Origin of the sequence: Williamsia soli (assembly GCF_017377795.1) — a bacterium.
Classification (GTDB): Bacteria; Actinomycetota; Actinomycetes; order Mycobacteriales; family Mycobacteriaceae; genus Williamsia; species Williamsia soli.
The window spans coordinates 177,125-203,507 of record NZ_JAFRDR010000006.1; the positions used below are offsets into that span (position 1 = coordinate 177,125).

General features: G+C 65.5%; 25 protein-coding genes. 12 read left to right on the forward strand and 13 right to left on the reverse strand.

All coding sequences use genetic code 11. The features are described from left to right. Nucleotides 1-58: 58 nt before the first annotated feature. Nucleotides 59-292 carry a hypothetical protein gene (locus J3S28_RS17465; RefSeq protein ID WP_207841990.1) on the reverse strand — a complete coding sequence of 78 codons (234 nt, stop codon included), beginning with the start codon at nucleotides 290-292 and terminating at the stop codon, nucleotides 59-61. 86 nt (nucleotides 293-378) lie between these two features. Beyond that, nucleotides 379-1,251, reverse strand: a complete 873-nt coding sequence (locus tag J3S28_RS17470; protein WP_207841991.1) for an LLM class F420-dependent oxidoreductase — start codon at nucleotides 1,249-1,251, stop codon at nucleotides 379-381. A gap of 258 nt (nucleotides 1,252-1,509) precedes the next feature. Between J3S28_RS17470 and J3S28_RS17475 the strand changes: the two genes are divergently transcribed. The 3 genes from J3S28_RS17475 to J3S28_RS17485 all read left to right on the forward strand — a co-directional run bounded on the left by J3S28_RS17475 (nucleotide 1,510) and on the right by J3S28_RS17485 (nucleotide 4,628). Next, the gene (locus tag J3S28_RS17475; RefSeq protein ID WP_207841992.1) at nucleotides 1,510-1,941 is read left to right on the forward strand and encodes a Fur family transcriptional regulator; all 432 of its coding nucleotides are present in this window, start codon (nucleotides 1,510-1,512) and stop codon (nucleotides 1,939-1,941) included. Nucleotides 1,942-1,990: 49 nt separating this feature from the next. Then, nucleotides 1,991-4,216, forward strand: coding sequence for a catalase/peroxidase HPI (gene katG / locus J3S28_RS17480; protein ID WP_207841993.1), 2,226 nt, complete (start codon nucleotides 1,991-1,993; stop codon nucleotides 4,214-4,216). Nucleotides 4,217-4,346: 130 nt separating this feature from the next. Further along, nucleotides 4,347-4,628 carry a hypothetical protein gene (locus J3S28_RS17485; RefSeq protein ID WP_207841994.1) on the forward strand — a complete coding sequence of 94 codons (282 nt, stop codon included), beginning with the start codon at nucleotides 4,347-4,349 and terminating at the stop codon, nucleotides 4,626-4,628. Here the strand turns inward: J3S28_RS17485 and J3S28_RS17490 are convergent, their stop codons facing one another. Further along, on the reverse strand, nucleotides 4,629-5,603 hold the full coding sequence (locus J3S28_RS17490) for a GlxA family transcriptional regulator (RefSeq protein WP_207841995.1): 975 nt from the start codon (nucleotides 5,601-5,603) through the stop codon (nucleotides 4,629-4,631). Between the two features lie 140 nt (nucleotides 5,604-5,743). Here J3S28_RS17490 and J3S28_RS17495 point away from each other — a divergent pair, with 140 nt between their 5' ends. Continuing rightward, nucleotides 5,744-6,379: an isochorismatase family protein gene (locus J3S28_RS17495; RefSeq protein ID WP_207841996.1), complete on the forward strand. Its 636-nt coding sequence runs from the start codon at nucleotides 5,744-5,746 to the stop codon at nucleotides 6,377-6,379. A 3-nt stretch (nucleotides 6,380-6,382) separates the two neighbouring features. Here J3S28_RS17495 and J3S28_RS17500 read toward each other — a convergent pair whose 3' ends face one another. From J3S28_RS17500 to J3S28_RS17510, 3 genes are all read right to left on the reverse strand, one after another. Beyond that, nucleotides 6,383-6,829, reverse strand: a complete 447-nt coding sequence (locus tag J3S28_RS17500; protein ID WP_207841997.1) for a TIGR03618 family F420-dependent PPOX class oxidoreductase — start codon at nucleotides 6,827-6,829, stop codon at nucleotides 6,383-6,385. Between the two features lie 46 nt (nucleotides 6,830-6,875). Continuing rightward, complete coding sequence (locus tag J3S28_RS17505) at nucleotides 6,876-7,169, reverse strand: hypothetical protein (protein WP_207841998.1); 294 nt, start codon at nucleotides 7,167-7,169, stop codon at nucleotides 6,876-6,878. Nucleotides 7,170-7,321: 152 nt separating this feature from the next. After that, nucleotides 7,322-8,011, reverse strand: a complete 690-nt coding sequence (locus J3S28_RS17510; protein ID WP_207841999.1) for a TetR/AcrR family transcriptional regulator — start codon at nucleotides 8,009-8,011, stop codon at nucleotides 7,322-7,324. A 104-nt stretch (nucleotides 8,012-8,115) separates the two neighbouring features. On the opposite strand from J3S28_RS17510, the gene J3S28_RS17515 reads away from it, so the two are divergent. Further along, nucleotides 8,116-9,216, forward strand: a complete 1,101-nt coding sequence (locus J3S28_RS17515; protein WP_207842000.1) for an oxygenase MpaB family protein — start codon at nucleotides 8,116-8,118, stop codon at nucleotides 9,214-9,216. On the opposite strand, the gene J3S28_RS17520 is transcribed toward J3S28_RS17515, so the two are convergent. Next, nucleotides 9,204-11,402 carry a sensor domain-containing protein gene (locus J3S28_RS17520; protein WP_207842001.1) on the reverse strand — a complete coding sequence of 733 codons (2,199 nt, stop codon included), beginning with the start codon at nucleotides 11,400-11,402 and terminating at the stop codon, nucleotides 9,204-9,206. The two genes, J3S28_RS17515 and J3S28_RS17520, sit on opposite strands and share 13 nt — an antisense overlap. Nucleotides 11,403-11,644: 242 nt before the next feature. On the opposite strand from J3S28_RS17520, the gene J3S28_RS17525 reads away from it, so the two are divergent. Next, nucleotides 11,645-12,748 (forward strand): glycosyltransferase, encoded by a 1,104-nt coding sequence (locus J3S28_RS17525; protein WP_207842002.1) that lies wholly within the window; start codon nucleotides 11,645-11,647, stop codon nucleotides 12,746-12,748. Between the two features lie 8 nt (nucleotides 12,749-12,756). Here the strand turns inward: J3S28_RS17525 and nadE are convergent, their stop codons facing one another. The 6 genes from nadE to J3S28_RS17555 form a co-directional block, all read right to left on the reverse strand. Next, nucleotides 12,757-13,581, reverse strand: coding sequence for an NAD(+) synthase (gene nadE / locus J3S28_RS17530; RefSeq protein ID WP_207842003.1), 825 nt, complete (start codon nucleotides 13,579-13,581; stop codon nucleotides 12,757-12,759). Next, nucleotides 13,578-14,126, reverse strand: a complete 549-nt coding sequence (locus J3S28_RS17535; protein WP_207842004.1) for a CinA family protein — start codon at nucleotides 14,124-14,126, stop codon at nucleotides 13,578-13,580. Before J3S28_RS17535 ends, nadE begins: the two co-directional genes overlap by 4 nt. A gap of 77 nt (nucleotides 14,127-14,203) precedes the next feature. Continuing rightward, nucleotides 14,204-15,043, reverse strand: coding sequence for a glycosyltransferase family 2 protein (locus J3S28_RS17540; RefSeq protein WP_307797224.1), 840 nt, complete (start codon nucleotides 15,041-15,043; stop codon nucleotides 14,204-14,206). Next, nucleotides 15,040-16,017: a hypothetical protein gene (locus tag J3S28_RS17545; RefSeq protein ID WP_207842005.1), complete on the reverse strand. Its 978-nt coding sequence runs from the start codon at nucleotides 16,015-16,017 to the stop codon at nucleotides 15,040-15,042. Before J3S28_RS17545 ends, J3S28_RS17540 begins: the two co-directional genes overlap by 4 nt. Continuing rightward, entirely contained in the window at nucleotides 16,014-17,108 is a 1,095-nt protein-coding gene (locus J3S28_RS17550; protein ID WP_207842006.1) for a glycosyltransferase, read from the reverse strand. The genes J3S28_RS17545 and J3S28_RS17550 overlap by 4 nt, the downstream gene beginning before the upstream one ends. Next, nucleotides 17,101-18,171, reverse strand: a complete 1,071-nt coding sequence (locus J3S28_RS17555; RefSeq protein ID WP_307797226.1) for a glycosyltransferase family protein — start codon at nucleotides 18,169-18,171, stop codon at nucleotides 17,101-17,103. Before J3S28_RS17555 ends, J3S28_RS17550 begins: the two co-directional genes overlap by 8 nt. A 398-nt stretch (nucleotides 18,172-18,569) precedes the next feature. Here J3S28_RS17555 and J3S28_RS17560 point away from each other — a divergent pair, with 398 nt between their 5' ends. Genes J3S28_RS17560 through J3S28_RS17585 form a run of 6 tightly spaced genes read left to right on the forward strand, consistent with a single transcriptional unit; the run spans nucleotide 18,570 to nucleotide 26,369 of the window. After that, the gene (locus J3S28_RS17560) at nucleotides 18,570-18,668 is read left to right on the forward strand and encodes a potassium-transporting ATPase subunit F (RefSeq protein ID WP_084834682.1); all 99 of its coding nucleotides are present in this window, start codon (nucleotides 18,570-18,572) and stop codon (nucleotides 18,666-18,668) included. A 6-nt stretch (nucleotides 18,669-18,674) separates the two neighbouring features. After that, complete coding sequence (kdpA, locus tag J3S28_RS17565; protein WP_207842008.1) at nucleotides 18,675-20,384, forward strand: potassium-transporting ATPase subunit KdpA; 1,710 nt, start codon at nucleotides 18,675-18,677, stop codon at nucleotides 20,382-20,384. Next, nucleotides 20,381-22,483, forward strand: coding sequence for a potassium-transporting ATPase subunit KdpB (kdpB, locus tag J3S28_RS17570; protein WP_207842009.1), 2,103 nt, complete (start codon nucleotides 20,381-20,383; stop codon nucleotides 22,481-22,483). The genes kdpA and kdpB overlap by 4 nt, the downstream gene beginning before the upstream one ends. 5 nt (nucleotides 22,484-22,488) lie before the next feature. Next, the gene (locus J3S28_RS17575) at nucleotides 22,489-23,115 is read left to right on the forward strand and encodes a potassium-transporting ATPase subunit C (RefSeq protein WP_207842010.1); all 627 of its coding nucleotides are present in this window, start codon (nucleotides 22,489-22,491) and stop codon (nucleotides 23,113-23,115) included. 10 nt (nucleotides 23,116-23,125) lie between these two features. Further along, complete coding sequence (locus tag J3S28_RS17580; protein WP_207842011.1) at nucleotides 23,126-25,657, forward strand: DUF4118 domain-containing protein; 2,532 nt, start codon at nucleotides 23,126-23,128, stop codon at nucleotides 25,655-25,657. Further along, nucleotides 25,650-26,369 (forward strand): response regulator, encoded by a 720-nt coding sequence (locus J3S28_RS17585; protein WP_207842012.1) that lies wholly within the window; start codon nucleotides 25,650-25,652, stop codon nucleotides 26,367-26,369. Before J3S28_RS17580 ends, J3S28_RS17585 begins: the two co-directional genes overlap by 8 nt. Nucleotides 26,370-26,383: the final 14 nt, after the last annotated feature.

Genomic DNA, 26,383 nt, shown 5'->3' on the forward strand with positions numbered 1-26,383 from the left:
GGTACACCAGAAACCCGAACCGGCGCCCCGGTTTCGGCTGTCGTCGGCGGTGAGCCGGTCAGTCGATCTCGAAGTCGATCAAACGAGCCTCGGCTGCCGCGAAGTCATCGATCGCAGCGAGGACAAAGGTGGTGAGAACGTCCTCGACCGGGGCCGTCGGGTCGCTGAGCTTACTGTCCAACACCTCGACCGATGAGACGGGCCGCGGCTCATCCCTGACCCGCGGATGACGTCGCCACAGTGACACCTTGAGTGTTGGGAAGCGCGGCCTCCTGCGAGCTTCCCTGGTCATGATGGCAACGGTATCAAGCACCGCCAGAGCGCGCCGAGCACGACAATCGGTGCCGGACGGAAAGCCGGTATGGATCCGGCCCACCGTCACCAGTCGGCGATGACCGGGACAACGCGGTCACCCAGGATCTCGAGAGGGGTGATGGCGGCGACGTTCGGCACCCAACCGTGCACGTGACTGATCCCGAGGTCGGCGAGGGCCTTGAGCTGACCCAACAACTCGTCGACGCCCGCGCCGTCCGCGCCGGGATCGAGCGGGAACATCACGGTCTTCTCGATGGCGTCGTAGTCGGTGCCCAGCGTCTCGCAGTGTCCGCGAAGAACATTCAACTTGTGCTCGACATCCGGTCCGCCGAAGAGGTTGCAGGCCTGGGCGTATTGCGCGACCATGCGCAGGGTCTTCTTCTCTCCGCTGCCGCCGATGAGGATCGGCGGGTGGGGGCGCCGCAGCGGCTGTGGCACATTGAGGGTGCTGCCGAGCTTGTAGTGGGTGCCGTCGTAAGGGCCCTGATCGTCACCCCACATCTGCAGACAGATCTGGAGGGTCTCCTCGAGTCGCTCGAACCGTTCGGCCGTACTGGGGAACGGCAGACCCAGACCGACGCACTCCTCCTCGTTCCAGGCTGCGCCGATCCCGAGGTAGGCGCGGCCCTTCGACAGCACATCGAGCGTGGTGACCGCCTTGGCCAGCAGTCCGGGTTCGCGATAGACGGTGGCCGTGACCCACGCCAGCAGGTCGACTTTTTCGGTGACCGCGGCGAGGTAGCCGAGCGCGGTGTAGGCCTCGAGCATGTCGGTGTCGACGGGGCCCACCGGTCCGATCTGCCATAGGTGGTCCATCACGCTGATCTTCGCGAAGCCCTTGGCCTCGGCTGTCTGGGCGATGGTCACCAGATCGTCCGCCAGCGCGGGCGGGCCGTCGGGAAAGGTGAAGTCTGCGATGTGCAATCCGAGTTCCATGTGCTCAACGCTAACCCCGTTCAATCGTGCTACCCAGGGACTGTGAATCCTCCCTTCGCGGAGTCGGCGGCTCCGTGGGGACGTCCGGACCGTCGCGTCGGTACCGAAGATGTTGTGCAGCAAAAAGATCCATGAACAAGGGTAAAACTCACGGTGAATCATCTGCCACATCCGGGACACGCAACCCTCTCACCAGCGTTTTTTGACTGATTCAAGAAAACGGCTGACACGGGCGGCATGTTGTGTTTATCGTTGAACATGGCCACTGCCCCGGAGAACGCGGAACGCCTTCGATCGGCCTCGCTTCGCGTGACACGCCCCCGCGTCGCGGTGATGGATGCTGTCCATGACCACCCGCACGCCGACACCGACACCATCTTCGGTGCCGTGCGTGCAGTGCTCCCTCATGTCTCCCGGCAAGCGGTCTACGACGTTCTCGATGCCCTGACCTCAGCTCGCCTCGTGCGCCGGATTCAGCCTGCCGGTCATGTCGCCCTTTACGAGTCCCGGATCGGCGACAACCACCACCATGTCGTCTGCCGCACCTGTGGGGTCGTCGCCGATGCCGACTGTGCCGTCGGAGACGCTCCCTGCCTGACTGCGTCCGACTCCCACGGCTTCCTGCTCGACGAAGCCGAGGTCATCTACTGGGGCTTGTGTCCCGAGTGCGTGAGTGCCCCTCAAGTCTGATCACAGCCCGTGATCACAGCCCGATTGAATCAACCCCGAAAGGAACGCTGTGACCTCTGATAGCCGCCCGCCCAACCCTGACACGGGAACCAGCAGTGCCAGCGAGAGCGAGAACCCGGCGATCAAATCGCCGGAGCCGAAGGGCACCGCGCCGCGGACCAACAAAGACTGGTGGCCGGAGCAGATCGACCTGTCGGTGCTGCATGCGCACACCTCGAAGTCGAACCCGCTCGGTGAAGATTTCGACTACCCGACCGAGTTCGCGAAGCTCGATGTCGACGAGTTGAAGGCTGACGTCATCAACGTTCTGACCACATCCCAGGACTGGTGGCCCGCCGACTACGGCCACTATGGCGGTCTCTTCATCCGGCTCAGCTGGCACGCCGCCGGCACCTACCGGATCTACGACGGTCGTGGCGGCGGCGGTCAGGGTGCGCAGCGATTCGCGCCACTGAACAGCTGGCCCGACAACGCCAACCTCGACAAGGCCCGCCGACTGCTCTGGCCCGTCAAGCAGAAGCACGGTAGCAAGATCTCATGGGCTGACCTGCTGGTCTTCGCAGGCAACACCGCCTTGGAATCGATGGGCTTCAAGACCTTCGGCTTCGGCTTCGGCCGCCCGGACATCTGGGAACCCGAAGAGGTGTTCTTCGGACCCGAAGACGAGTGGCTGGGAACCGACAAGCGATACACCGGAGAGCGTGAGCTCGCCAAACCTCTCGGCGCCACCACCATGGGCCTGATCTACGTGAACCCCGAAGGGCCTGAGGGAAAGCCGGATCCGGTTGCCGCCGCACACGACATCCGGGAGACGTTCGGCCGCATGGCCATGAACGACGAGGAGACCGCTGCGCTGATCATCGGTGGGCACAGCTTCGGCAAGACCCACGGTGCGGGCACCGCGGACACGATCGGACCCGAGCCCGAGGGCGCGCCGATCGAACAACAAGGCCTGGGCTGGAAGAGTGAGTTCGGCAAGGGCAAGGCCGAGGACACGGTCACCAGCGGCCTCGAAGTGGTCTGGACCTCGACACCGACCCAGTGGGGCAACGGATTCCTGGAGAACCTGTACGGCTACGAGTGGGAGCTGACCAAGAGCCCCGCCGGTGCATGGCAGTACATCGCCAAGGACGGAGCCGGCGCGGGCACCATCCCGGATCCGTTCGGCGGCCCCGGACGCGCTCCGACGATGCTCGTCACCGATGTCGCGCTGCGCGAGGACCCGGTCTACGCCGAGATCACCCGTCGCTGGCTCGATCACCCCGAGGAACTGGCGGAGGCTTTTGCCAAGGCCTGGTACAAGTTGCTGCACCGCGACATGGGTCCGATCACCCGCTACCTCGGACCGTGGATTCCCGAGCCGCAGCTGTGGCAGGACCCGGTGCCGTCCGCCGAAGGCGACGCCATCGACGAAGCCGACATCGCCTCCCTCAAGAGCAAGGTGCTCGAGTCCGATCTCTCGGTCGCTCAGCTCGTCGGCGTCGCGTGGTCGTCTGCGGGCAGCTTCCGCAGCACCGACAAGCGAGGCGGTGCCAACGGCGCACGCATTCGTCTCGAGCCTCAGAAAGACTGGGACATCAACGAACCCGCCGAGCTCGCCAAGGTTCTGCCAGTTCTCGAGCAGATTCAGCAGGACTTCAACGGAAGCGGCAGCAAGAAGGTGTCGCTGGCCGATCTGATCGTGCTCGCCGGTGCGGCGGCGGTCGAAAAGGCCGCCAAGGATGCCGGACACGAGGTGACGGTTCCCTTCACCCCGGGCCGTACCGACGCGACCCAAGAGGACACCGACGTCGAATCGTTCGAGGTTCTCGAGCCGCAAGCCGACGGATTCCGTAACTATGCGCAGCCAGGGGAGAAGCAGCCGCTGGAGCAGTTGCTGCTCGAGCGGTCGTACATGCTCGACCTGACCGCGCCGGAGGTGACGGTTCTCGTTGGTGGACTGCGCGCACTGGGCGCCAACCACGGCGGCAGCAAGCACGGTGTGTTCACCGACCGGCCGGGTGTGTTGACGAACGACTTCTTCGTCAACCTGCTCGACTTCGGCACCGAATGGAAGGCGTCCGAAACCGAAGAGAACGTCTTCGTCGGCACCGACCAGAAGACCGGCGATACCAAGTGGACGGCCACGGCCAACGACCTGGTGTTCGGTTCGCACTCGCAGCTGCGGGCGCTGGCCGAGGTCTACGCGCAGGCGGACGCCGACCGCAAGTTTGTCGACGACTTCGTCGCGGCGTGGGTCAAGGTCGCGAACAACGATCGGTTCGATGTGAAGTGATGTCTCGAGACCGACGCCTCTGACGTCGCTCGCACGGCACCCCGCTCGCCACTGGCGAGCGGGGTGCTGTCGTTTACGGTGGGAGGGCGGTGACGTGGGTGTGAACGAGCGGTTGACAGGAGAGGACCAGGTGGACGGAACATCGGACAAGACCGAGCGACTGGCGGCGGCGAAGGCCGCGGGCAGGATCCCGACGTCCGGTGTGCGCTACGCACTGTTGGTGGTGGCGTGTGTATTTCAGGCGCTTGTCGCGGTGTTCACGCTGATCCTCCTCGTGGACACCACGATGAACTCGACCAGCGCGGTCGCTGTCAAGGCCGTCGTCTTCGTCGTCATGTCGTTGGTGATCCTGGCTTTCGCCGTCGGGACGGTGATCACCGCCCGCTCGCTGTCGCATCGGGCCATCGTCTGATCACGCGGTGGGAGTTCCCGCTGCACCGGGGACATCGGCGAATTGCCGTCGATACGTCGTAGGAGTGGTGGAATACGCAGAGACGAAGTTCTGCCGGAAGGTGACCGCGCTGCCGAACCCGCAGGCGGTAGCGATCTCGTCGACGCTCCAGTCGGTCGTCTCCAGTAGCAGCCGCGCAGAGTTGAGCCGCTGTTCGAGAATCCACCTGGCCGGTGTTGTTGCTGTGGCACTACGGAACTGGCGCACGAAGCTCCGGCGACTCATCCTGGCCTGGTCGGCCAGTGTGTCGACGGCGAGCGGTTCGTGTAACCGGCTCAAGGCCCACTCCTGGACTCTTGATATGGCGGTGTCCGTGGCCGCGCGGGCGAGTGGGCGCTCGATGTACTGCGCTTGACCGCCGTCCCGGTGCGGCGCGACCACCAGGCTGCGCGCGACCCGTGTGGCGGTCGCGGAACCGAGATGCTTGCGAACGAGGTGTAGGCATGCGTCGATCGCCGAGACGGTGCCTGCGGACGTCAATACGTCTCCGTGGTCGATGTACAGAACTGACTCATCCGACGTCATGCCCGGACGTCGTGCGGCGAGCTGGGGCATCATTTCCCAGTGAGTCACTGCCGAGCGGCCGTCGAGGAGCCCGGTGTCCACGACGGCGAACGCGCCGAGGCACAGGCCGGCGATCGTCGCGCCGCGGCCGTGCGCCGCCGCGAGCTGTTCGCGCAGCAGATCGCTGACTGCAGGGAGGGCGACCGGCCAGGATGGGATCACGACGATATCGGCCCAGTCGACTGTCTCCGGACCCGCCACCTCGCCGATCGGGTATCCCTCGGCTGTCCGGACCCGACCCGGCTGGTCTGACCACAAGCGGGTTTCCCAATCGGTGGCCAACTCGAGGCGCACCACCTCTCCGAACACCATCAGCGGTGCGGCCAGATGGAACATGGTGATGTTGTCGAAGGCGTAGATGGCGATGCGCACGATTGCTCCCAGGGTGGCCCGATCTCATCGAAAGTATGCATCCATGCCACTGTCGGCGCCACCCTTGCTGCTCGACAATGGAAGTACCGCACCTGTTCGAGGTGCGACACAGAGTCCGATCTCAGTTTGAGGAGTGAACAATGACTGCACCTCGTCGCGCGTTGATCGTCGTGGACATCCAGCGGGAGTACTTCGAAGGGCCTTTGGAGATCCAGTACCCGCCGCGCGAGGAATCGCTGTCCAACACGGTGAAGGCGATTGCGGTCGCCCGGGACAACGACGTGCCTGTGGTCGTTGTGCAACACCAGATGCCGGAGGGCGCGCCGGTCTTCGTCGAGGGCTCGGCGGGCTGGTCGTTGCATCCCGATATCGAAGCGGTCCTCGAACCGGCGACCAAGCGGGTCCACAAGGTGTACGGAAGCGTGTTTGCCGGCACAGATGTCGCAGAGTGGTTGCGCACCAACGACCTCGACACCATCACGATCGCCGGGTTCATGACGAACAACTGCGATTTGGCAACCGCTGTCGAAGCCGAGGGACTGGGCTTCGCCGCTGAGATCCTCTCCGATGCCAGTGGCGCGATACACCTGGCGAACGAAGCCGGAGAAGTGTCCGCAGAGTCGCTCCACTCAACACTGATGGTTCTTCTGCAGTCCAATTTTGCGGCGGTCACCACCACGGCGCAATGGTCTGATGCAGTCCGGGCCGGAGCGGACTTGCCGAAGAGCAACCTCGTGGTATCCGCTCTGCAGGGCCGCTCGGTTGCGGCCCACTGAAGGTCAGTTGCTGTAAACCCTTGAGATACTGACGAATACGACCGCGCGTCCTTGTTCGGCCATCACGCGGTCGTATTCGTCCCAGTTGTCGTGGGTGCCGCCCGCAGCAGTGAAGACCTCCCGACGCAACGCCCGCAGTCGTTCGTCGTCGAGCCACGGCTGGGGGTCCTCTGGCCCGGCGATCTCCGCGGTGCCCTCGACCGCTGCCCATTTCCAGCCCTGGCGGAATGTCGTGGTGACCTGGGGGCGGGCCCTCAGGTTGTTCAGTTTGACCGTCCCATAGGTGACGAATCCGAGAACCGATTCACCAGTATCGGGGTGGGGTAGCAGGCCGACGTTGACCATCGAGGACTGAATGGTGTTGTCCGCGCGGAGGGTGGCGACAATCGCCAGACCGTTGTCGTCGCGCGCCAGTGCCACGGCATCTTCGGCGGAGTCGAGTGCGGTCATGGTCAGGCTCCTTGTGTCGATCCGGCGGGACATCGCCGCTGGGTGTTCATTGTGCCGAATCAGGTCGGGCCACATCGGTCTCCCAACGGGCTCGCCTCTCCTCGTCTGTCTGTTCCCACCAGGGGGTGCCGCGCTCACCGAGCGCGACCTTCGCGGCCCGGACACCGGCCCGCGATTCAGCGGCCCCCTCGGTTCGGCGGACCTCCCGCCGCCACGCCATGAGGATCGACCTCAGTTCGGCGTTCCGCTCCTCGGGGATCGCGGGATCCGTCGCGCGCCATCGGCGGCCCTTCACCACGATGTAGCGTCCGTCTTCTGTGTGCTCGGGGCCATCCGCCATTGATCCAGGTTGCCAGAAGCAGCGACATCGGGCCAGGGTTCACGATCTGACGCCCCGTCCGACAGAAGCACACCGTTCAGTCATATGCACACGTTGTAACAGGTGCTTTTGACTGAACGGTGTGTTTTTGTGTTGCCCGAGGGTGGAGTCCATCATGCATCTGGGGTCTCGGTGGCAGAAAGTCGCGCCTCGATACCTCCGACGACTACGTCGATCGACAGCTCTAGTTGGACTTTGTCGTAGGTATCTACCCTCTGTTCGGCGATCCTGGCGAGAGTGGGTATCTCAGGATTGTGCTCAGACATGGCTTGACGGAGCAACTCTGGGCGCGGAGCGGCATCGGCCGTTGCGATCGCGACCACGTCCCTGGCGTGGCAGAGGCAGATGTTCGTCAGCAGCACCAGGCACCGGAGGGCAGTCTCGTCATCGGCGCCGGCGTCGATCAGCTTCTGGACGATGACCTCGGATGCCTCGAGCATGGTCGTGACAAACGGATTGCCGAGATGGAGATGGTCGGCGAGCGGCCCGATGGCGATGACTGCGTCGGTGAAGCCGATCGCGTAGGTGCGGCAAGCCTCCCTCCACGGAATCTCTGCGGCGAGCCGAACTGCAGAAAAGCTCTCCGCGAAGGCGTCCATGGCGACGAGTCCGAGCAAGGTCTCCCGGTCGCTGACGTGATGATTGACCGCCTTTCGGTCGACACCCAGCACCCCGGCGACAGCCTGCATCGTGACCGCACCAGGATCGAGTGTCTTGGCGGCTGCAACGATCTGGTCCCTGTCGAGCCCGGCCCGGACTCCTCGTGCACGGCGAACGGGTGCAGTGCGTTCTCTGGGAACCACGAGCCCTGCCTCCTCGGGATGGGGGTTGACGACCTCGGAACGGCCAGCTTACAGTCGCCCAAGCAGCAGTTCCCGGCCGGGAACTGAAAGCCGAGGGGGTAGGTATGCGACTTGTCGACGATGGTCGGAGCGATGGGTCCGTGCACAGGGTGCTCACCACTGAGCGTCTACTCGGTACCGCACGACGATGGAGGCGATTCGGGGCGCCGACACCGGCGGGCGAATCGCTGAATGCAGACGGAACGCCCGACTACGGAATCTTCGGTCCGGGAAGCGAAGTGTGGGAGGTACTGCTCCATCCCGCAACCATAGTGTTTCACAACTCGATCCAGGGTTTCATGCAGACGATCTACAAACCGATCGAGGCCGGCATCCGCGACTGCGATCCGATCTCGCGCAAGGGCCGCGACGGCACCCTGACGTTCTTCGATTCGTTCGAGCGGCTCCAGCGCAATGCGGGCATGCACGCTCCGATGTGGCTCGGCGACACCGCCACCGCAGAAAAGATGGTGAAACATCTGCACACCATTCACCGACGGGTGGCGGGCGACATCATCGACGTTGGTGAGCCGGAGTTGGGTGGCTACGCCGCGACCGACACGCGTGAGGTGATGTGGGCCGCCCTGACCGAGATGCACCCGATGCTGCGCGTGTATGAGGCCTTTGCCTTCCGGGATGGGAAGCTGCCCCATCGACTTCCGGCCGCAGCCCGCGATCGATTCATAGGGGAGTCCGCGCGCTACGTTCGTCTGCATGGTGTGCCCGAGGGCGAGATACCGACCACGATGGCTCAGCTCGCTCTGCTCTACGAGAAGTACGACGACTTGTTCCGCCACAGCCCGACGATGAAACTCATTCCCGAGACCGGCGAGGACTTCGAAGAGGTCATGGGCAAGGCCATGATCAAGAACTTCCACATCACCCAGGTTCGGGCCATTATTCCGCTGATGATTCAGGCCATCATCTTCAATCTTCCTATTGCAGGCGTGCTTTCAGGCAAGGCGCGCCGCGCGATGGGACTGAGTCCGACGAAGGCGCGACTTGCGATCCTATCCAAGATGGCAGTGCTACCGATTGTCTGGCTCATGCAGCAGCCGCCGATCGAACGCCGTTTCATGAGATTGATGTGGGGACCCGACGGTGTCGTGCTCATCGAATCGGCGCGCCTGTTGCACAGGCAAGCGCGGGCCGCTCAGTCCGGCTGAGCACGCAGCAGTTCTGTTGTCGCGTCGCCGGATATCGGGCGTCCGAGCAGATATCCCTGCGCCAGTTGGCATCCGCAATTCCGGAGCGCCTCGAGCTGCTCCGAGGTCTCGACCCCCTCGGCGACCACGGTCACATCGAAGGCGTTCGCGAGCGAGACGATCGCGGAGATGATGGCCTCGCCGCGCGGGCTCGGCAATCTCGCGATGAACGATTGGTCGATCTTGAAACACTCGAACAGCGGGTAGCGGTCGAGGTACGAGATGGAGCTGTGCCCGACGCCGATGTCATCGAGCAGGATCCCCACGCCCATCCGGTGGAGTTCGGTGAGAGTGTCGGCAACTCGTTCTGTGTCTTCGACCCAGACGGTCTCGGTGATCTCCAGGCCGAGGGCGGTCGGGGGCAGGCCGGTCGCCGCGAGAACCAGGGCGACCTGATCGGGCAGCTTCGCATCCCGCAGCTGCAGGGCGCTGACGTTCACGCGGATGGTGATGTCGCTGGTCTGTCGCCATACGGCGGCCTGGGTGCACGCCGTTCGCAGGGCCCACATGCCGAGTTCGGTGGAAAGCCCGGTGCGTTCGGCAACGGCCACGAACTCGGTGGGACCGATCGGACCGAGTGCCGGGTGGTTCCACCGCGCCAGGGCCTCGACCGCGACGATCCGGTTGCTGTCGATCTCGACGATCGGTTGGTACACCATGTGCATTTGATCGCCGCGAATCAATGCCTTTCGCAACGCAAGTGAAAGAGTTCGGATGCGTTCGGCGTCATATACATCGGCGTTGTCGAACACCGCGTGTCCGCCGGTGCCGGTGCTCTTCGCGCGGTACATGGCCAGATCGGCTTGATGGATGAGGTCTCGCCTGGTCGACGCCTCATCGGACACGGCGATTCCGATGCTGGCGCTGCGCGGAGTCGGAGAGTTGTCGTCGACCATCGGTTGCCTGATCTCGTCGGTGATCGAATGTGCGATCTCCTGGGCATGGGCCACGTCCCGGATGCCCTCGCAGATGATCAGGAACTCATCCCCGCCGAGGCGGGCGACGGTGTCCTGCGGACGGATCGCCGACTTGAGCCGGCGGGCGAAATGGCGCAAAGCGACGTCACCGGTGTCGTGTCCGAGGCTGTCGTTGATGATCTTGAAGTCGTCGATGTCGAGCAGGAGGACAGCGACAACAGTTCCGTTGAGCCGGGCGCGCGCAAGCGCCTCATCGATGCATTCGTAGGCGACCTCGCGGTTGGGCAGACCCGTCAGCTGATCGCTCATCCGGCGGTGCCTCAGCCGCCGATCCAGTTCGATCCGGCGAATCGCCGTGGACAGGACACCAGCCACTGTTTGCAGGAACGCGACCTCGCGGGGACCGTAGGAACGGGGACGGGCGCTGTGCACCGACAGCGCACCCCACGGCCCGGAGTTGCCGGCGATGGGTACAGATGCCCCGCTCTGCAAACCGGCGGAGACCATCGCGCTGGTGTCGAATCGGGTCTCGCCCACGATGTCGTCGCAGACGACCGGCGCATTGCGCAGGATGGTGTAACCCATCAGTGAATAGGTTCCTGCAGGTATCGACACATTCTTGGACTTGGTCCCGGTGTACGCCTCGAGGACCAGAACTGCGTCCTCCTGGGGGTCGACCCGGGTAATAGTCGATCGTTCGACACCCATCATGGTTGCCGCCGCGGCGGTCGCGATCGGGAGCAGCTGAGGGAGGTCTCCGCTGATCGCGATCCTGCTGAGTTCGGCTACGGCCTGTTGCTCCGCGGCGAACTGTGCGGCACTGGCGGCCGCATCGAGCAGTTGGAGGTCCCGGACGTGACCCGCACGACGGTCTCGGACATAGGAGGCGACCATTCGCGGGTTGTCCCCATCGCGCTCGACCACGAACGTCGAGATGGCGACCGGGATGCCCTCTCCTGTCGCGAAATGACGCATCTCGCTACGACCCTGCCAGTGTCCCACCGTGCTCAGCCCGTGCTCGACCTCACCCGCGACCTTCAAGCCTTCTGGCGTGAAGAAGTCCTCTGTCATGAGACTGCCGTCGAAGGGCAATGCACTCAGTCCCAGCAATTCGAGACCGGCCGGGTTGAGATAGCGCACCGTGCCCGAGAACTCCGACAGAGAGATGAGATCGGGCGAGCGCTCCATCAGCGCTTGCAGGATCGCCAACTCCTGCTCGGGTCCTCGCATAGACGGTCATCCTCCCAGAGCCGTGGGGTCGGCCGGGCCTGCGGGGCTGGACCTCAGACTGTCTATGAATGTACTGGGGTCCGTTGGGTCGCGGACGCGTTTGACCATGAAGCCGTCACGGCGCGGCACGTCAGCGCCCACACTTACGTCACCGACGTGCCGGAGGAGGTGTTCGGCCGGTGTTCACCGAAGCGCCACCGCATGTTCCGGCCACCGGCCGGGGAGAAGCCGACACTTCGAGCATGCGGATAGTGCAGGTCGCCAACTTCTACGGACCACGTTCGGGAGGACTTCGGACCGCGGTCGACGAACTCGGGACCGGATACGTTCGGCATGGTCACCACGTCACCCTGATCGTTCCGGGACCTGCCGCCGCTCGCGAGGTCCTCGTCTCAGGCGTTGTGCGGGTGACGGTGCCGGCCCCGGTTCTCCCGTTCACGGGGGGATATCGCGCCGCGCGATTCGCCTCCGTTGCGGCGGTGGCTGCGTCGGCGACCCCCGACGTCATCGAGGTGTCCGACCGACTGACCCTGCGGCGCATGGGTGTCTGGGCACGAGAACGGGATGTCGGCAGCGTCATGATCGCGCACGAACGTCTCGACAGACTCCTCGGTCAGATACTTCCACGAGAGGTGGCACAAACGTTCGCCGACATCGCCAACCGCGCGACCGCGCGTGACTACGACACGGTGGTGTGTACCACTGCGTTCGCGGCCGAGGAGTTCGACCGCATCGGTGCGAGCAACCTCTGCCGGGTTCCGCTCGGCGTCGACCTCGAGGTCTTCCACCCCGAGCGCCGCAGCGACGCGCTACGCGACCGGGCCCGACGAGGAGCCGAGCACCTGCTGATCCACTGTGGGCGGCTGTCGGTGGAAAAACACGTCCACCGAAGTATCGATGCTGTTGCACTGCTGTGTGACTCGGGTATGTCGGTACGCTTGCTGATCGTCGGAGATGGCCCGGTCATGCGTAAGCTGAAGCGGCGTGCAGCAGGTCTACCCGTCGACTTCGCGGGCTACCTGGGTAGTCGAGCCGAGGTCGCCGGGTTGATGGCGTCGTCCGATGTGGCGTTGGCACCGGGACCCCACGAGACATTCGGTCTCGCAGCCCTCGAAGCGCTCGCCACGGGTACCCCGGTGGTGGTGTCGCAGAGATCCGCGCTGTCGGAGATCGTGCGGGCCGAGTCCGGCGCACTGGCTCCGGATACGGCGATGGGTGTGGCCCAGGCGATCATGGCCGTGCTGGATCTCCCTGAGGCACAGCGGCGATCACGGGCGCGCGAGCGAGCGGAACAGTTCAGCTGGCCGCACGCTGTCGATGGCATGCTCGCGGCTTTCGTCGGCTGATCCGATCGTCACTGCCACCACGTGTCGGACGGGGCGACCGGCAGGTGGCGCTTGTGCCGGGTGCGCAGATATGCGGCCTCGATCGTCTCGGCGGCCTCGTCCGAGATCGATTCCCCCTGTAGGTAACGATCGATCTCGGGGTACGTCACCCCGAGCGCCTCTTCGTCGGGCAGTGCAGGCCGGTCGTCCTCGAGGTCGGCCGTGGGAACCTTCTGCCACGTCGATTCGGGAGCGCCCAGCGAGCGCAACAGTTGCGCACCTTGGCTTTTGGTCAGGCCCTCCAGCGGATTGACGTCGGTACCCCCGTCGCCGTACTTCGTGAAGAATCCGGTGACGGCCTCGGCAGCGTGGTCTGTTCCGACCACGAGCAGGTTGCGCTCACCGGCCACGGCGTACTGGGCCACCATGCGTGCTCGGGCTTTCACGTTCCCGCGCACGAAGTCTCGCAGTCGGTCGACACCGAGACCGCCCGCGATGGCGGCGGACTCGGCATCGACACCAGGTTTGATGTCGATGCTGATCACCCGTGATGGCTTGATGAAATCCAGCGCGATGTCGACATCGGACTGATCGGACTGCTGTCCGTGCGGTAGCTGCACCCCGACGAACTCGACGCCGCCGGCCGCCTCATTGACCCGGTCGACGGCCAACTGGCTCAGCTTCCCCGCCAGGGTGCTGTCCTGGCCACCGCTGATGCCCAATACCAAACCTTGTGTGCCGGTGGCGCGCAGGTACGAGACAAGAAACTGCACTCGCTGCTCGATCTCGCGTTCGACATCGATCGACGGCGAGACGTGTAGCTCCTCGCGGATCTGGTCGCGGAGCGTGGTCATGGGTTCTCCTCTCGTGGCCGGGGGGTCTGCTCGTCCGGATCGCCGGTCCCCGCCTGTGCGTGCCGGATGAGCAGATCCACACTGGCGGCGATCGTCGACGCGAGGACCTGCTCCGGATCCCCATCGAAGACGCGATGCAAGGTCTCGACCGAACCGTTGTCGTAGACACCGAACCACACGGTCCCCGGCGGCACGTCTTCCTGGGTTTCGGGCCCGGCTTCTCCGGTCACCGCGACCGCCAGATCGGCGCCGAGCAACGTCGCGGTACTCCGGGCCATCGCACGAGCCGCAGCTTCGCTGACCACCGGTCCGTCCGGGACGTCCAACACGTCGTGTTTGACCTCCTTGCGGTAGGCGACGATGCCTCCGCAGTACCAGTCACCCGAGTTGGTTGCGCGTCCCAACTCGGCGGCCAGGTTGCCCGCGGTGAGCGACTCGGCGGTGGCAATCACCCGATGGTTCTGGTCAGCCAGCTCCGCCAACTTCTCACACCACTGCGCAAGCTCTGAAGTGGTAGGTATCCGCTCCTCGGGATCGGCAATCATCGACTCCTCCGTCCTTCGAATATTGCTGTGCTACAGGTTCATAGGCATAGCCATTCCCGACGGCCTCGAAACGTCGGTCACTCCCGTCGGGCGACCCAGTCGTCGGTGCTCGCATCGAACGCGATCAGACCCCGATCTCGAAAGGCGTCGAGCCAACCCTGCATCGGCCACCATCCCCACCGCGAGTGGAAGATCCGGGCATTGCGCAGGATGTCGTCGAGGTGTTCCACCGGGGGATCGGACACCGGGTGGTACTGGTGATAGGCGTGGGCGCCGCCGACCCAGGCGAGACGGAAGTAGTGCGCCGCAGCCGACATGGCGAAATCGGTGTCCTCCCCGCCGTAGCCCTCGTACGCGGTCGAGAAGCCGCCGAGCATCTGCCAGTTCGCAGCGCTCAGCGCAAACGACAACGACCAGAACAGCGTCATCTCGGTGTCGAGGATGACGACGCCGGCATCAGGGTTCGGGCGTGCCCGATGCGGATCGGTCAGCGCCGCGAGGTCGCCCAGATCGGCCTGCGGCGGCAGATAGGTGACAGGCCCGGAGAAGAGCAGTCGCTCTCCTTCTCGTCGTTCGGTGGCAGCGGCGTAGTACCGGAACAACTCGGGGCCGGGAACACAGTCGACATCGAGGAAGACCAACAGGTCCGCGCCGGCATCGATCGCGGTCCGCGCGCCGAGGTTGCGGGCGTGTGCCAGCGGCAGGTGGGCGCCGACGGACTCGACGTCGACCACCTGGGTCGAGGGATACGGTGCCGCGACGTCGTGCACCGCAGGATCATCCATGGCAACGATGATGTGTTCGGCCGGTCGCACGGTAGCTGCGGCCACCCCATCGAGTTGGTGCGCGAGGTGGTCATGGCGACCGGAGACGATGGTTATGGCAACGATCTTCGGTGGCTGGGATGCGGCCGTCACCCGAGGACCGCCTCGATGGCGGCCGCCGCTCGTCCTGCGGCGCCCGCGGTGCGCCAGCGGGACCACGACGTTGCCGAATCAGGCACTGCCCGCAGGATCACTGCCCACTCCTCCGCGGTGGGCCACGCGGAACAGACATGCGCGAGGCCCGCACGGGCAACGTTTCTTCCGGTGCGGAGTTGTTCGTCGAAGGGGCGGTCCTGAGGGAGGAGTACCGCGGGCCTCTGGGCGACCGCGACATCTGCGACGCTGCCCTGTCCGGCATTGGTGACCACGAGCCGGGCCCCACACAACTCCCGCCACGGATCGTCGCTCCACGTTCCGAAGGCCGGGCCGAGCCCGCGGACGGTGAGGTCGGGGTGGTCGTCGGCGAACTGCGAGACCGCAGCCTGCGAGGTGGTGGCTCCGCCGGTGCCGGTCAGGACCAGGACATCGGACTCCCAGTCGGCATCGATGTGAACCGGACGGCCGTCGAACCGACTGATCCCTCCCGTGAACGTGGTCTTGTGCAGGTGCGCGGTGAGCCAATCCGGCCGGTAGAGCTCCTCCGGCCACGGGGCGATGATGGCGTCGGCCAACTGGTAGGCCAGCAGATGCGGCGGATCCGTCCGTTCCCCGGGCATCGCGGTGACGACCACGGGAACACCGAGCAAGCGGACGAAGGCGGCGACCTCCACAGACACGTCGACGACCATGGCATCGGGGCGGTGCACGGACACGAACTCCGCAATCTCGGCCATGCGCGTACGGAGTCCACCATCCAGGCGCGGAGCCCAATGTAGCGCTCCGTTGGCGGTGACGTCGATCGGGCTGTCCGACAGATCATCTCGGGTGAGCCTGATCCGGTCGGCGAAGACGGTGCTGTTGATGTCGGCACTGCTCAGCGCCACGACCGGAACCCTGAGCCGTTCGGTGATCGCCTCCGCGCGCATCCGGTGTCCACTGCCCTGGTGGTGGATGTAGTAGCCGATCACGCCGGGATGTTCTCGCTGCCGGCCATCTCGGAGTACAGCAGCTGATACTGCTCCACCATGGCGTCTTCGCTGCAGTGGGTGAGCGCGCGTCGCCGAACGTTGCGGCGGTCGTACCCCGCGGCCGTGAGAGCCGCAGTCGCCAGTGCCGCAACGTCACCGGGAGGGACGAGGATCCCGCCGTCGGAACCGACGATCTCGGGGATACCGCCGCGATCGAAGGACGCCACGGGGGTCCCGCAGGCCAGTGATTCGGCGACCACGAGTCCGTACGGCTCGTCCCACATCGGGGTGACCAGAGTGACCGCCGACGAACCGACGAGGTCGGCCAGTGCGCTGTGCCCGAGGTGCCCGACGTACTGGATCTGGTCGTCGAGTGCAGGTTCGATCATCGTGGTGAAGTAGTGCTCGTCGCTCCTGGGGCCGGCGAGACGGAGCGGCTTTCCGGCCAGTCGAGCGGCCTCGATCGCCAGATGTGCGCCCTTCTCCGGCACCAGGCGACCGAACCACACAAAGTCCGTGCCGCCGGCACCCTCCGGCCAATGGGCGATCCGTACTCCGTTGCGGACGACAGGTGTCGGACCCAGGACGTGCTCCCACAGCCGCGCGGTATGACCGCTGACTGCCACGCATCGCGGATGGGGCGCGACGGTCATCGCAGACTCGAGCCAGGGCGTAGGCGGGGTGTGCAGGGTGGTCACCATGGGGGTGGCCAGTGCCGGGGCCATCGCGATGGGCAGGTAGTGCAGGCTGTGGTTGTGGATGAGGTCGAACCGGTCGGGGTCGGCCACGAGGTCGAGCATCAGTGACAGATACGCGTGATGGTCACGCATCGCCGTCTCGGACGGCATCGACACATCACCCCGCGCGACCGCCGATGGCTCGAAGATGTTGACGTGCATCACATGTACGCCGGGGCCGACATCCGATCCCGGGCCGGCGAACAGGGTCACCTCGTGTCCCGCGGCGGTCAGCGCTCGGGTCAGGTGCCAGACGTGCGCTTCGAGGCCGCCCGCGAAAGGTTCCGCGATGGGGTGACGACTCGAAGCGATGACGGCGATCTGCAACGGCCGATCAGTCGTCCGGTCAGGCATCGAGGCACCTGCTGTAGAGCGCGGAGTGCTGTTGGGCAAGCCACTGTCGCTGCGAGAGCCGCTGCGACCACGACGGTGCCGGGGTGGGAGTGTCGTGGGCCGCTTTGAGTGCGGCAGCGAGGGTCTCGGCGTCGAAATGGTCTTCATCCAGGTCGAACTCGAAACAGTCCTGTTGCTGACCGTAGAAACCGCAGCTGGGAGCCAGGACCGCCGTGCCCAGATCGTGGCACGCCTCGAGCCAGCCCGAGTGCGTCCCGAACCGGTACGGAAGCACCGATACGGACAGGCTTTGTAGGTACGCCCACAATTGTTCGTCCGAAAACCGCGGGTGCTCGACCACGCGTGCGCGACGGTGGGATCCGAGCGTCCGGAGGGCCCGTCCGACGTCGGGGTCGTATCCGTGGGCGTTTGCATCAAAGATGTCGTCGTGCACGTTGATCTGTACCACCACGTCGTCGTACGACCCGGCGATCTCGACCAGGGCCTGCGCGACCGTCAGCGGATCGCAGTTGGCACGCGCACTCTTCGCATGCACGCCGACGGTGAACTCAGGGGAGTCGGTCGGACGTCGATGGAACCACTGCGGCGGGACCACATGTGGGTGGGGCAGGACGGTAGCGGTGCGGTGCCACCGTTCCTGGATGCGCTCTGCGGCACCGGGGGTGAGAGTGATGATCTCGTCGACCTCCGGAACCAGGATGTCGAGTATCTCCTCGTGTGCACCTGGTTCCCGATGGTGCGGATTGCGCAGGTCGTGCAGTGTGTAGACAATCGGCTTACCGCGTGATCGGAGCTCGGAGATCACATCGCTCATGACCTCGGGAGTGACATCGTCGAACCCGAAGTGGATGTGGAAGACGTCGAACTCCGCGTGATGGGCCGCGATCCATTGGGGGTCGAACATGCGCGGCGGCCACCACACAGCGGGATCGGCCGGACCACCGACCGGAACAGGGTCAGCCAGACGAATGATGTTCGTTTCCTCTGGCATCAGGGGCGAGATGTGCCGGACGTACACGTGCGAGTTCGGCACCGACGCGACCCTGATACTGCTGCGCTTCACCCACGACCTCACTCCACCATCGCTCACGGAATCCCAGAAGGCTGACGACTCAACCGAGACAGGCATGACGCAGGCGGATCGTGCCCGCCTCGCCATGCCTCATCGTGCGTGTACCCAGCTGTCGGGGTGGCTAACCGTGCGCGCCGACCGTCGTCAGGATCAGGTGGCGCGAAGATCTCGTAAAGATGCAGCGTGTGTGCGTATGGAGGTCGTCAACACGCTGGTCGCTGGCACCGCAGGTCCAGCATGCTGAATCCACCCGGCCGGACCCGACGAAGTGGTCCGGCCCCCTCATCCTCAGGAGTGGACGTGGCAGATCTCTTGTTCGTGCCGGCGATCTTCGGCGGTTTCGGTGTGTGCGTACTCGTCCTGCGCCTCGTCGCTGCCAGGACCCGACCGTGACCGCCGACGGCGCGACGAATGTCGTGTTGCTGATCATCGCAATCGTGGTGGTGCTGTATCTCTGTGCAGCCCTGGTACTTCCCGAAAGGTTCTAGGCAAACGTGAACTCCTCTGTGGCCGCCGCCCTCCAGGTCGGGTCGGTGGTCTTCATCCTCGCGGCAGCGTATGTGCCGCTCGGCGACTACATGGCCCGCGTGTTCTCCGGTGGGCGCGGCAGACCGCCAGGCCGCGGGACAGACCTGGCGCCGGAACGCTTGCTCTACAAGATCGCCAGGATCGACCCGCGCCGATCCCAGACCTGGACCGGATACGCCACCGCAGTGCTGGCCTTCTCCTTTGTGGGGGTGCTGTTCCTCTACGCCCTGCAGCGTCTCCAGGGTGTGCTGCCCTGGAGCGACGGCCGCGACGGGGTCTCGCCCGCGATGGCCTTCAACACTGCGATCTCCTTCGTCGCGAACACCAACTGGCAGTCCTTCTCACCTGAGGTGGTGATGAGCAACCTCACCCAGATGGCCGGGCTGGCGGTGCAGAACTTCCTGTCCGCTGCGGTTGGTCTCGCGGTGGCGGTAGCGCTCATCCGCGGAATCATCGGTTCGAAGGGCGACGGCGAACTCGGGAACTTCTGGGTGGATCTGACCAGGGCCACCCTCCGGATCCTGCTGCCGCTGAGCATCATTGTCGCCCTACTGCTGCTCACCCAGGGCGCAGTGCAGTCGTTCAGGAGCGGCTTCGACTTCACCGGGCTCGACGGATCGAGTGGGTCCGGCGTTGTCGGACCGTTCGCGTCGCAGGAGGCGATCAAGGAGCTCGGCACCAACGGCGGCGGAACTCTGTCGGCCAACTCCGCCCACCCGTTCTCCAACCCCACGCCGCTGAGCAACATCGTGGAAATCATTGCGCTGCTGATCATCCCGGTATGTCTGACCCGCACCTACGGCACGATGGTCGGTGACCGACGGCAGGGCCTCACGATCCTCGGGGTCATGGCCGCCATCTGGTCGGGCATGGTGGCCCTGGTCTGGGCGTTCGAATCGCACACCAACGGCCTCGCGGCCCAGACGGCCGGGACGATGATGGAAGGCAAGGAACAACGGTTCGGAGTCGCCGGGTCCGCTCTGTTTGCCGTGTCGACAACGGGAACCTCCACCGGCGCGGTGAACTCGGCGCACGACTCGTACTCCGCCGGCGGCGGTGGAGCGCTGATCTGGAACATGCTCCTGGGTGAAGTCGCACCCGGCGGCGTCGGGACCGGTCTGTACGGCATGCTGGTGCTGGCGATCATCGCGGTGTTCGTCGGTGGCCTGCTCGTGGGCCGGACACCGCAATTCCTGGGCAAGAAGATCGGCCAGCACGAGATCACCATGGCGGCGCTGTCTATCCTCGTGATGCCGGCATTGGTGCTGATCGGCACCTCGATCACAGTTACCTTGGCGTCCACCACAGGTTTTCAGGGCAACAGTGGCGAACCGGGATCGCCGGGGTCGATTCACGGATTCTCGGAGGTGCTGTACGCGTTCGCCTCCGCGGCCAACAACAACGGCAGTGCGTTCGGCGGGCTCACCGCCACCAGCGACTGGTTCCAGACATCACTGGGCTTCGCCATGCTGCTCGGCCGGTTCCTGCCGATCATCTTCGTCCTGGCACTGGCCGGCCTACTGGCCTCGGCGAAACCCCGACCGGTCAGTTCCGCAACCCTACCCACCCACGGCCTGCTCTACGGCGGCCTACTCACCGGCACAGTTCTTCTCGTCGCCGGACTCACCTTCTTCCCGGCCATGGCGCTGGGACCGATAGCAGAGGCACTTTCATGACCACAGTCGCGGAGCGGGAAACCGCGCCCGTCCGGGCCGACGACGATCTGGCCGGCAGCGGAGCGTTCGATCCCCGGCAGCTGATCACCTCGGTACCCCAGGCGCTTCGCAAACTCGATCCACGAGACCAGGCCCGCAATCCGGTGATGTTCGTCGTCTACCTCGGCGCGATCATCACGACGGTCCTGGCGGTGTGGCAGCCGTCGTGGTTCTCGATCGCGGTGGTGTTCTGGCTGTGGTTCACGGTGCTGTTCGCGAATCTCGCCGAAGCGGTAGCGGAAGGACGTGGACGCGCCCAGGCCGCGAGCCTGCGGAAAGTCAAGCAGGACACTGTGGCCCGTCGCCTCGACGCAGACGGCGCCATCACCGAGATCTCGGGCAGCGCACTCGTGATCGGTGACCTGATCGTCGTCGAGGCCGGGGAGGTGATCGCCGGAGACGGCGACGTGGTCGACGGTATCGCCACGGTCGACGAGTCCGCGATCACCGGTGAATCCGCACCCGTGATCCGCGAATCCGGTGGCGATCGCAGTGCGGTGACCGGTGGCACGGTGGTGTTGTCGGACAGGATCATCGTGAAGATCACGACGTCGCCGGGCGAATCGTTCGTGGACCGGATGATCGCGCTCGTCGAAGGAGCGTCACGGAAGAAGACACCTAACGAGATCGCACTCGACATCCTGCTCTCGAGCCTGACCATCATCTTCTTGCTGGCGGTCGTGGCGGTCGGGCCCATGCAGCAGTACGCGGGACAGAGCCCGGATGCGGTGAAACTCATTGCGCTGCTGGTCTGCTTGATCCCGACCACCATCGGTGCGCTGCTGTCGTCGATCGGGATCGCCGGGATGGACAGGCTGGTGCAGCGCAACGTCCTCGCCATGTCCGGGCGCGCGGTCGAGGCGGCGGGCGATATCGACACGCTGCTCATGGACAAGACCGGGACCATCACCTTCGGCAACCGCCAGGCGACAGCCCTGGTACCCGCACCCGGCGTGACGCTCTCGCATTTGTCTTTGGCTGCATGCCAATCGAGCCTGGCCGATGACACCCCGGAGGGCCGCAGCATCGTCGAATTGTGCCGTGTCGAGTTCGGTCAGGACCCCGAAGCGCTCGACGCCGCCGATCGCGCCACCCGGGAGATCGTTCCCTTCACCGCCCAGACCAGGATGAGCGGGATGGATGTGCCCGGCACCGCTGGTACGGTCAGGATTCGCAAGGGTGCGGCCGACGCGCTGCTGCGGTGGGTCGCCGACAACCACGGTGACACCCCGGCCGAGGTGAGCGACGAGGTTGCCAACATCTCGCGGGCAGGCGGCACGCCACTGGTGGTCGGCACTCAGACCGGCGACGACCGGGCCGTCATCCTGGGGACGATCGCGCTCTCCGATGTCGTGAAACCGGGTATGGCCGAGCGCTTTGCGCAGCTGCGGGCGATGGGGATACGCACGGTGATGGTCACCGGCGACAACCCGCTCACCGCGACGGCGATCGCCGCGGAAGCCGGGGTCGACGACTTCGTGGCCGAAGCGACACCCGAGGACAAACTGGCGTTGATCCGCAAGGAGCAGGCCGGTGGACGATTGGTCGCCATGACCGGCGACGGCACCAACGACGCCCCGGCACTCGCCCAGGCCGACGTCGGGCTGGCGATGAACACCGGGACCTCGGCCGCAAAAGAAGCCGGCAACATGGTGGATCTGGACTCCGATCCCACCAAGCTGATCGACGTGGTGGCGATCGGCAAGCAGCTGCTGATCACCCGCGGAGCGCTGACCACGTTCTCCCTGGCCAACGACCTCGCGAAATACTTCGCGATCCTGCCCGCGCTCTTCAGCGGCATCTACCCGCAGCTCGACAAGCTCAACATCATGGGTCTGCACTCGTCCGAGTCTGCGATCACCTCGGCGGTGATATTCAACGCCCTGGTCATCGTGGCGCTCATCCCGTTGTCGCTACGCGGCGTGCGGTACCGACCCAGTTCTGCGTCGAAGCTGTTGGGTCGCAATCTGTTGATCTATGGACTCGGGGGTGTGATCACGCCGTTCCTCGGTATCTGGCTGATCGACCTGGTGGTCCGTTTTCTCCCGGGAATGGGGTAGACGAGATGAGAACGATGTCGACGTGGCTACGGCAGTGTGTCGTGGCAGTCGCGGTCCTCGCGGCGATGACGGTGATCCTCGGGGTGGCCTACCCCGCAGTCGTCTGGGGGGTTTCGCGCATCGGCGCGACCTCGGCGGAGGGGTCGCAGGTCACCGACCGCAACGGGTGCGTCGTCGGGTCGAGCCTGATCGGCATCGATCCGCAGGTGGCCGCCGGCGAACCTGACAAGTACCTGCACGCCCGCGTGCTGGGATCCTCGGATGACCCGATGGCCCCCGGCGACCCCGCGGCGTCCGCGGCGAGCAACCAGGGCCCGAACAGTGAGAAGCTGGCCGGCTGGATCGCCGAACGCAGGCAACTGATCGCCGCTCGGGAGGGCGTGAGCGCCGACCGTGTTCCGGTCGATGCCGTCACCGGGTCAGGGTCGGGTCTCGACCCGCACATCAGCCCGGCCTATGCGGCGCTCCAGGTGCCGCGGCTGGCCAGGGAGAACGGGAAGTCGATCGCGGAGGTTCGGCAGATCATCGCCGATCACACCGTGGGCCGCCAGCTGGGCTTTCTCGGCCAGCCCAGGGTCGACGTCCTCGAGGTGAACCTCGATCTGGGGCTGACCGCTCCGGCCTGCGACTAAGGTCGGCGCAGTGACCGGCGAAACCAGGGGGCGTCTCGAGGTGTTCCTCGGCTGCGCTCCCGGTGTGGGCAAGACGTACGAGATGCTGGCGCAGGCCCACGCTCTGCTCGGAGAGGACGTCGACGTGGTCGTCGCGGTGGTGGAGACGCACGGGCGGTCCGTCACCGCGGCGATGACCGACGGACTGGAGATCGTTGCTCGCAAGGATGTCGAGCACCGCGGGACCGTGCTCGCCGAGATGGACCTGGACGCGGTGCTGGCCCGCCGCCCTCAGGTGGCCCTTGTCGACGAACTCGCCCACACGAACGCCCCCGGCTCGCGGAACGCCAAGCGCTGGCAGGACATCGAAGAGCTGCGCGCCGCCGGCATCGATGTCCTGTCCACGATCAACATCCAGCATCTCGAGAGTCTGAACGACGTGGTCCAGGAGATCACCGGGATCGTCCAGCGCGAGACCGTCCCTGACGACGTGGTGCGGGCTGCCGACGAGATCGAACTCGTCGACATCGCGCCGCAGGCACTGCGGCAACGTCTCTCGGCGGGCAAGGTCTATCCCGGGGACAGGGTGGGCGGTGCGCTGGCGAACTATTTCCGCGAGGGCAACCTGACCGCGCTGCGGGAATTGGCCTTGCTGTGGCTCGCCGATCAGGTCGACGACAACCTCGCGACGTACCGCGCCGCACACCAGATCACCGCCACCTGGGAGGCTCGCGAGCGCGTCGTGGTGGCGCTGACCGGCGGTCCGGAATCGGCGACACTGCTGCGCCGCGCAGGTCGGATCGCCTCGCGCTCGAGCGCTGAACTCGTCGTGGTGCACATCGCGGCTGCCGACGGTCTCTCCGCTCCCGCCTCGGTGGACATCGCCGAACTCACCGAACTGGCGAAAGGGTTCGGCGCACAAACCCACACAATCGTCGGCGACGACGTACCCGCCGCGCTACTCGAGTTCGCCCGAGGGGTCAACGCCACCCAACTCGTGATCGGCACCTCCAGACGATCTCGCTGGCAACGCATCCTCGACGAAGGGGTCGGCGCCACCGTCGTGCGGAACTCCGGAAAAATCGACGTCCACATGGTCACCCATTCCGAGTCCAAGGCACGAAACCCGCTCGACATCAGGCAGACCCGCTTCCACCGTCCGCTGAGCTGGATGTTCGCCGTCCTGGTGCCCGCCGCGGCGGCGGTACTGCTCGCCTTCCTGGACCGGTGGCTGGGTATCGCCAGTGAGTCGGCGTTGTTCTTCGTGGTGGTGCTCGCGGTCTCGATGCTCGGTGGCATCGGCCCGGCGGCGCTGTCGGCGATCGTGTCGGGGTTGTTGCTCAACTACTTCTTCACCTCGCCGCGCTATACCTTCACCATCAACGAGGCCGACAATCTGATCACCATCATCGTGATGCTGGTGATCGCCATAGCCGTTGCCGCTCTGGTTGATTCGGCCACTGTGAGGCGGGTGCAGGCGCAGCGGGCCGGTCGTGATGCCGAACTCCTCGCCACGTTCTCCGGCGCTGTTCTCAGTGGAGAAGGACTCGACGGCCTGCTGCGGCGGGTCCGCGAAACCTACGACCAGCGTGCCGTCTCGCTGATCCGTCGCAGCGGCCGAGAGGCGAGCATCGTGGAAGGATCGGTCGGGGAGGAGCCACCTGCCGACACCGGTGCCGCCGACACCGTGTGTCCTGTCCCCGGCAGCGATTTCGCGATGTTGCTCAGCGGCCCCAAACTCGGTGGACGTGAACGCAAGGTGCTCGTCGCGGTCGCCACCCAGGCTGCGGGCATCGTCGAACGGCGTGAACTCGCCGCCGAGGCGGCCGAGGCGCGAGCACTGGCGGAAACCGATCAACTGCGTCGCGCTCTGTTGTCGGCGGTGAGCCACGATCTGCGGACCCCGTTGGCCGCGGTCAAAGCGGCCGCGTCGAGTTTGCGGGGTACCGACGTCACCTTCTCGCCACAGGACACCGCAGAACTGCTCGCCACCATCGAAGAATCCACCGACCACCTGACCGCGCTGGTCGGCAATCTGCTCGACTCGTCGCGACTGGCCGCCGGGGTGGTTCGGCCAGACCTGCAGATGGTCTACCTGACGGAGGTGGTGAGCCGTGCCATGATGGGCATCTCCCGCCTCGACCCCACCGGTGCCACTCGTGTCGAACTCGATGTCGAACAGGTGCTCGTCTACGCGGACCCGGGGCTGCTCGAACGGGTGCTGGCCAACCTCATCGACAACGCACTGCGGCACAGCGGGCAGACCGCGTCGGTGCACGTGCTCGCTCGCCTTGACCCTGAGTCCGACCCGGTGCGGTGCACGGTGTCGGTGCGCGATCACGGGTCCGGGGTCCCGGCGCAGTCGTGGGACAAAATTTTCACCGCTTTTCAGCGCCTCGGGGACACGGGCAGTGGTGCCGGAGTGGGGCTGGGACTGTCTGTGGCGCAGGGTTTCGTTCGCGCCATGGGGGCGCAGATCACCCCGTCGGACACCCCTGGCGGCGGCCTGACGATGTCGTTCGAGCTCCCGGTCGAGCCACCTGTGGAGGCCTCATATGGTTGACCAGGTGCGGTCGGATCAGGCGCGGGCAGAGCGGGTGCGGGTTCTCGTCGTCGACGACGAGCCGCAGATCCTGCGCGCCCTGCGGATCAATTTGAATGCGCGTGGGTTCGACGTGACCACCGCCTCCAGCGGTGCGGGCGCCCTGACCGCTGCCGGGCAGACGAATCCACAAGTGATCGTCCTCGATCTCGGACTACCCGACATAGACGGATTCACGGTGCTCGCCGGGTTGCGAGGGTGGACCGACGTGCCGGTCATCGTGCTGTCGGCGCGCACCGATTCGGCCGACAAGGTGCAGGCCCTCGACGCCGGAGCGGATGACTATGTGACCAAACCCTTTGGCATGGAAGAGTTTCTCGCCCGGCTGCGGGCAGCGGTCCGGCGCGGACGTGCCACCGAATCCTCGGAACCTGTGGTCGAGACCGATGCGTTCACGGTCGATCTGCGCACCAAACAGGTCACTCGCGGGGGAGTGCCCGTCCACCTCACCCCCACCGAATGGGGCGTCCTGGAGCTGCTGGTGCGCAACGAGGACAAGCTGGTCAGCCAACGCGACATCCTCACCCACGTGTGGGGACCGAGCTACGGCACCCAGAGCAACTACCTGCGGGTCTACTTGGCCAGCCTGCGGCGCAAGCTCGAAAGCGATCCCACCACTCCCCGGCATCTACTGACCGAGGCCGGGATGGGTTACCGGTTCGTGCGGTCTTGATATCGGCGGCCCGA

Bases quoted from the DNA above. Each gene is read 5' to 3' on its own strand.
- J3S28_RS17475 (WP_207841992.1), top strand. From the start codon at position 1,510: ATGGCCACTGCCCCGGAGAACGCGGAACGCCTTCGATCGGCCTCGCTT.
- J3S28_RS17585 (WP_207842012.1), top strand. From the start codon at position 25,650: ATGGTTGACCAGGTGCGGTCGGATCAGGCGCGGGCAGAGCGGGTGCGG.
- J3S28_RS17550 (WP_207842006.1), bottom strand. From the start codon at position 17,108: ATGCCTGACCGGACGACTGATCGGCCGTTGCAGATCGCCGTCATCGCT.
- J3S28_RS17535 (WP_207842004.1), bottom strand. From the start codon at position 14,126: ATGATTGCCGATCCCGAGGAGCGGATACCTACCACTTCAGAGCTTGCG.
- J3S28_RS17465 (WP_207841990.1), bottom strand. From the start codon at position 292: ATGACCAGGGAAGCTCGCAGGAGGCCGCGCTTCCCAACACTCAAGGTG.
- J3S28_RS17500 (WP_207841997.1), bottom strand. From the start codon at position 6,829: ATGACCGCACTCGACTCCGCCGAAGATGCCGTGGCACTGGCGCGCGAC.
- J3S28_RS17575 (WP_207842010.1), top strand. From the start codon at position 22,489: ATGAGAACGATGTCGACGTGGCTACGGCAGTGTGTCGTGGCAGTCGCG.
- J3S28_RS17515 (WP_207842000.1), top strand. From the start codon at position 8,116: ATGCGACTTGTCGACGATGGTCGGAGCGATGGGTCCGTGCACAGGGTG.
- J3S28_RS17470 (WP_207841991.1), bottom strand. From the start codon at position 1,251: ATGGAACTCGGATTGCACATCGCAGACTTCACCTTTCCCGACGGCCCG.
- J3S28_RS17520 (WP_207842001.1), bottom strand. From the start codon at position 11,402: ATGCGAGGACCCGAGCAGGAGTTGGCGATCCTGCAAGCGCTGATGGAG.
- J3S28_RS17525 (WP_207842002.1), top strand. From the start codon at position 11,645: ATGCGGATAGTGCAGGTCGCCAACTTCTACGGACCACGTTCGGGAGGA.
- J3S28_RS17495 (WP_207841996.1), top strand. From the start codon at position 5,744: ATGACTGCACCTCGTCGCGCGTTGATCGTCGTGGACATCCAGCGGGAG.
- kdpB (WP_207842009.1), top strand. From the start codon at position 20,381: ATGACCACAGTCGCGGAGCGGGAAACCGCGCCCGTCCGGGCCGACGAC.
- nadE (WP_207842003.1), bottom strand. From the start codon at position 13,581: ATGACCACGCTCCGCGACCAGATCCGCGAGGAGCTACACGTCTCGCCG.
- J3S28_RS17505 (WP_207841998.1), bottom strand. From the start codon at position 7,169: ATGGCGGATGGCCCCGAGCACACAGAAGACGGACGCTACATCGTGGTG.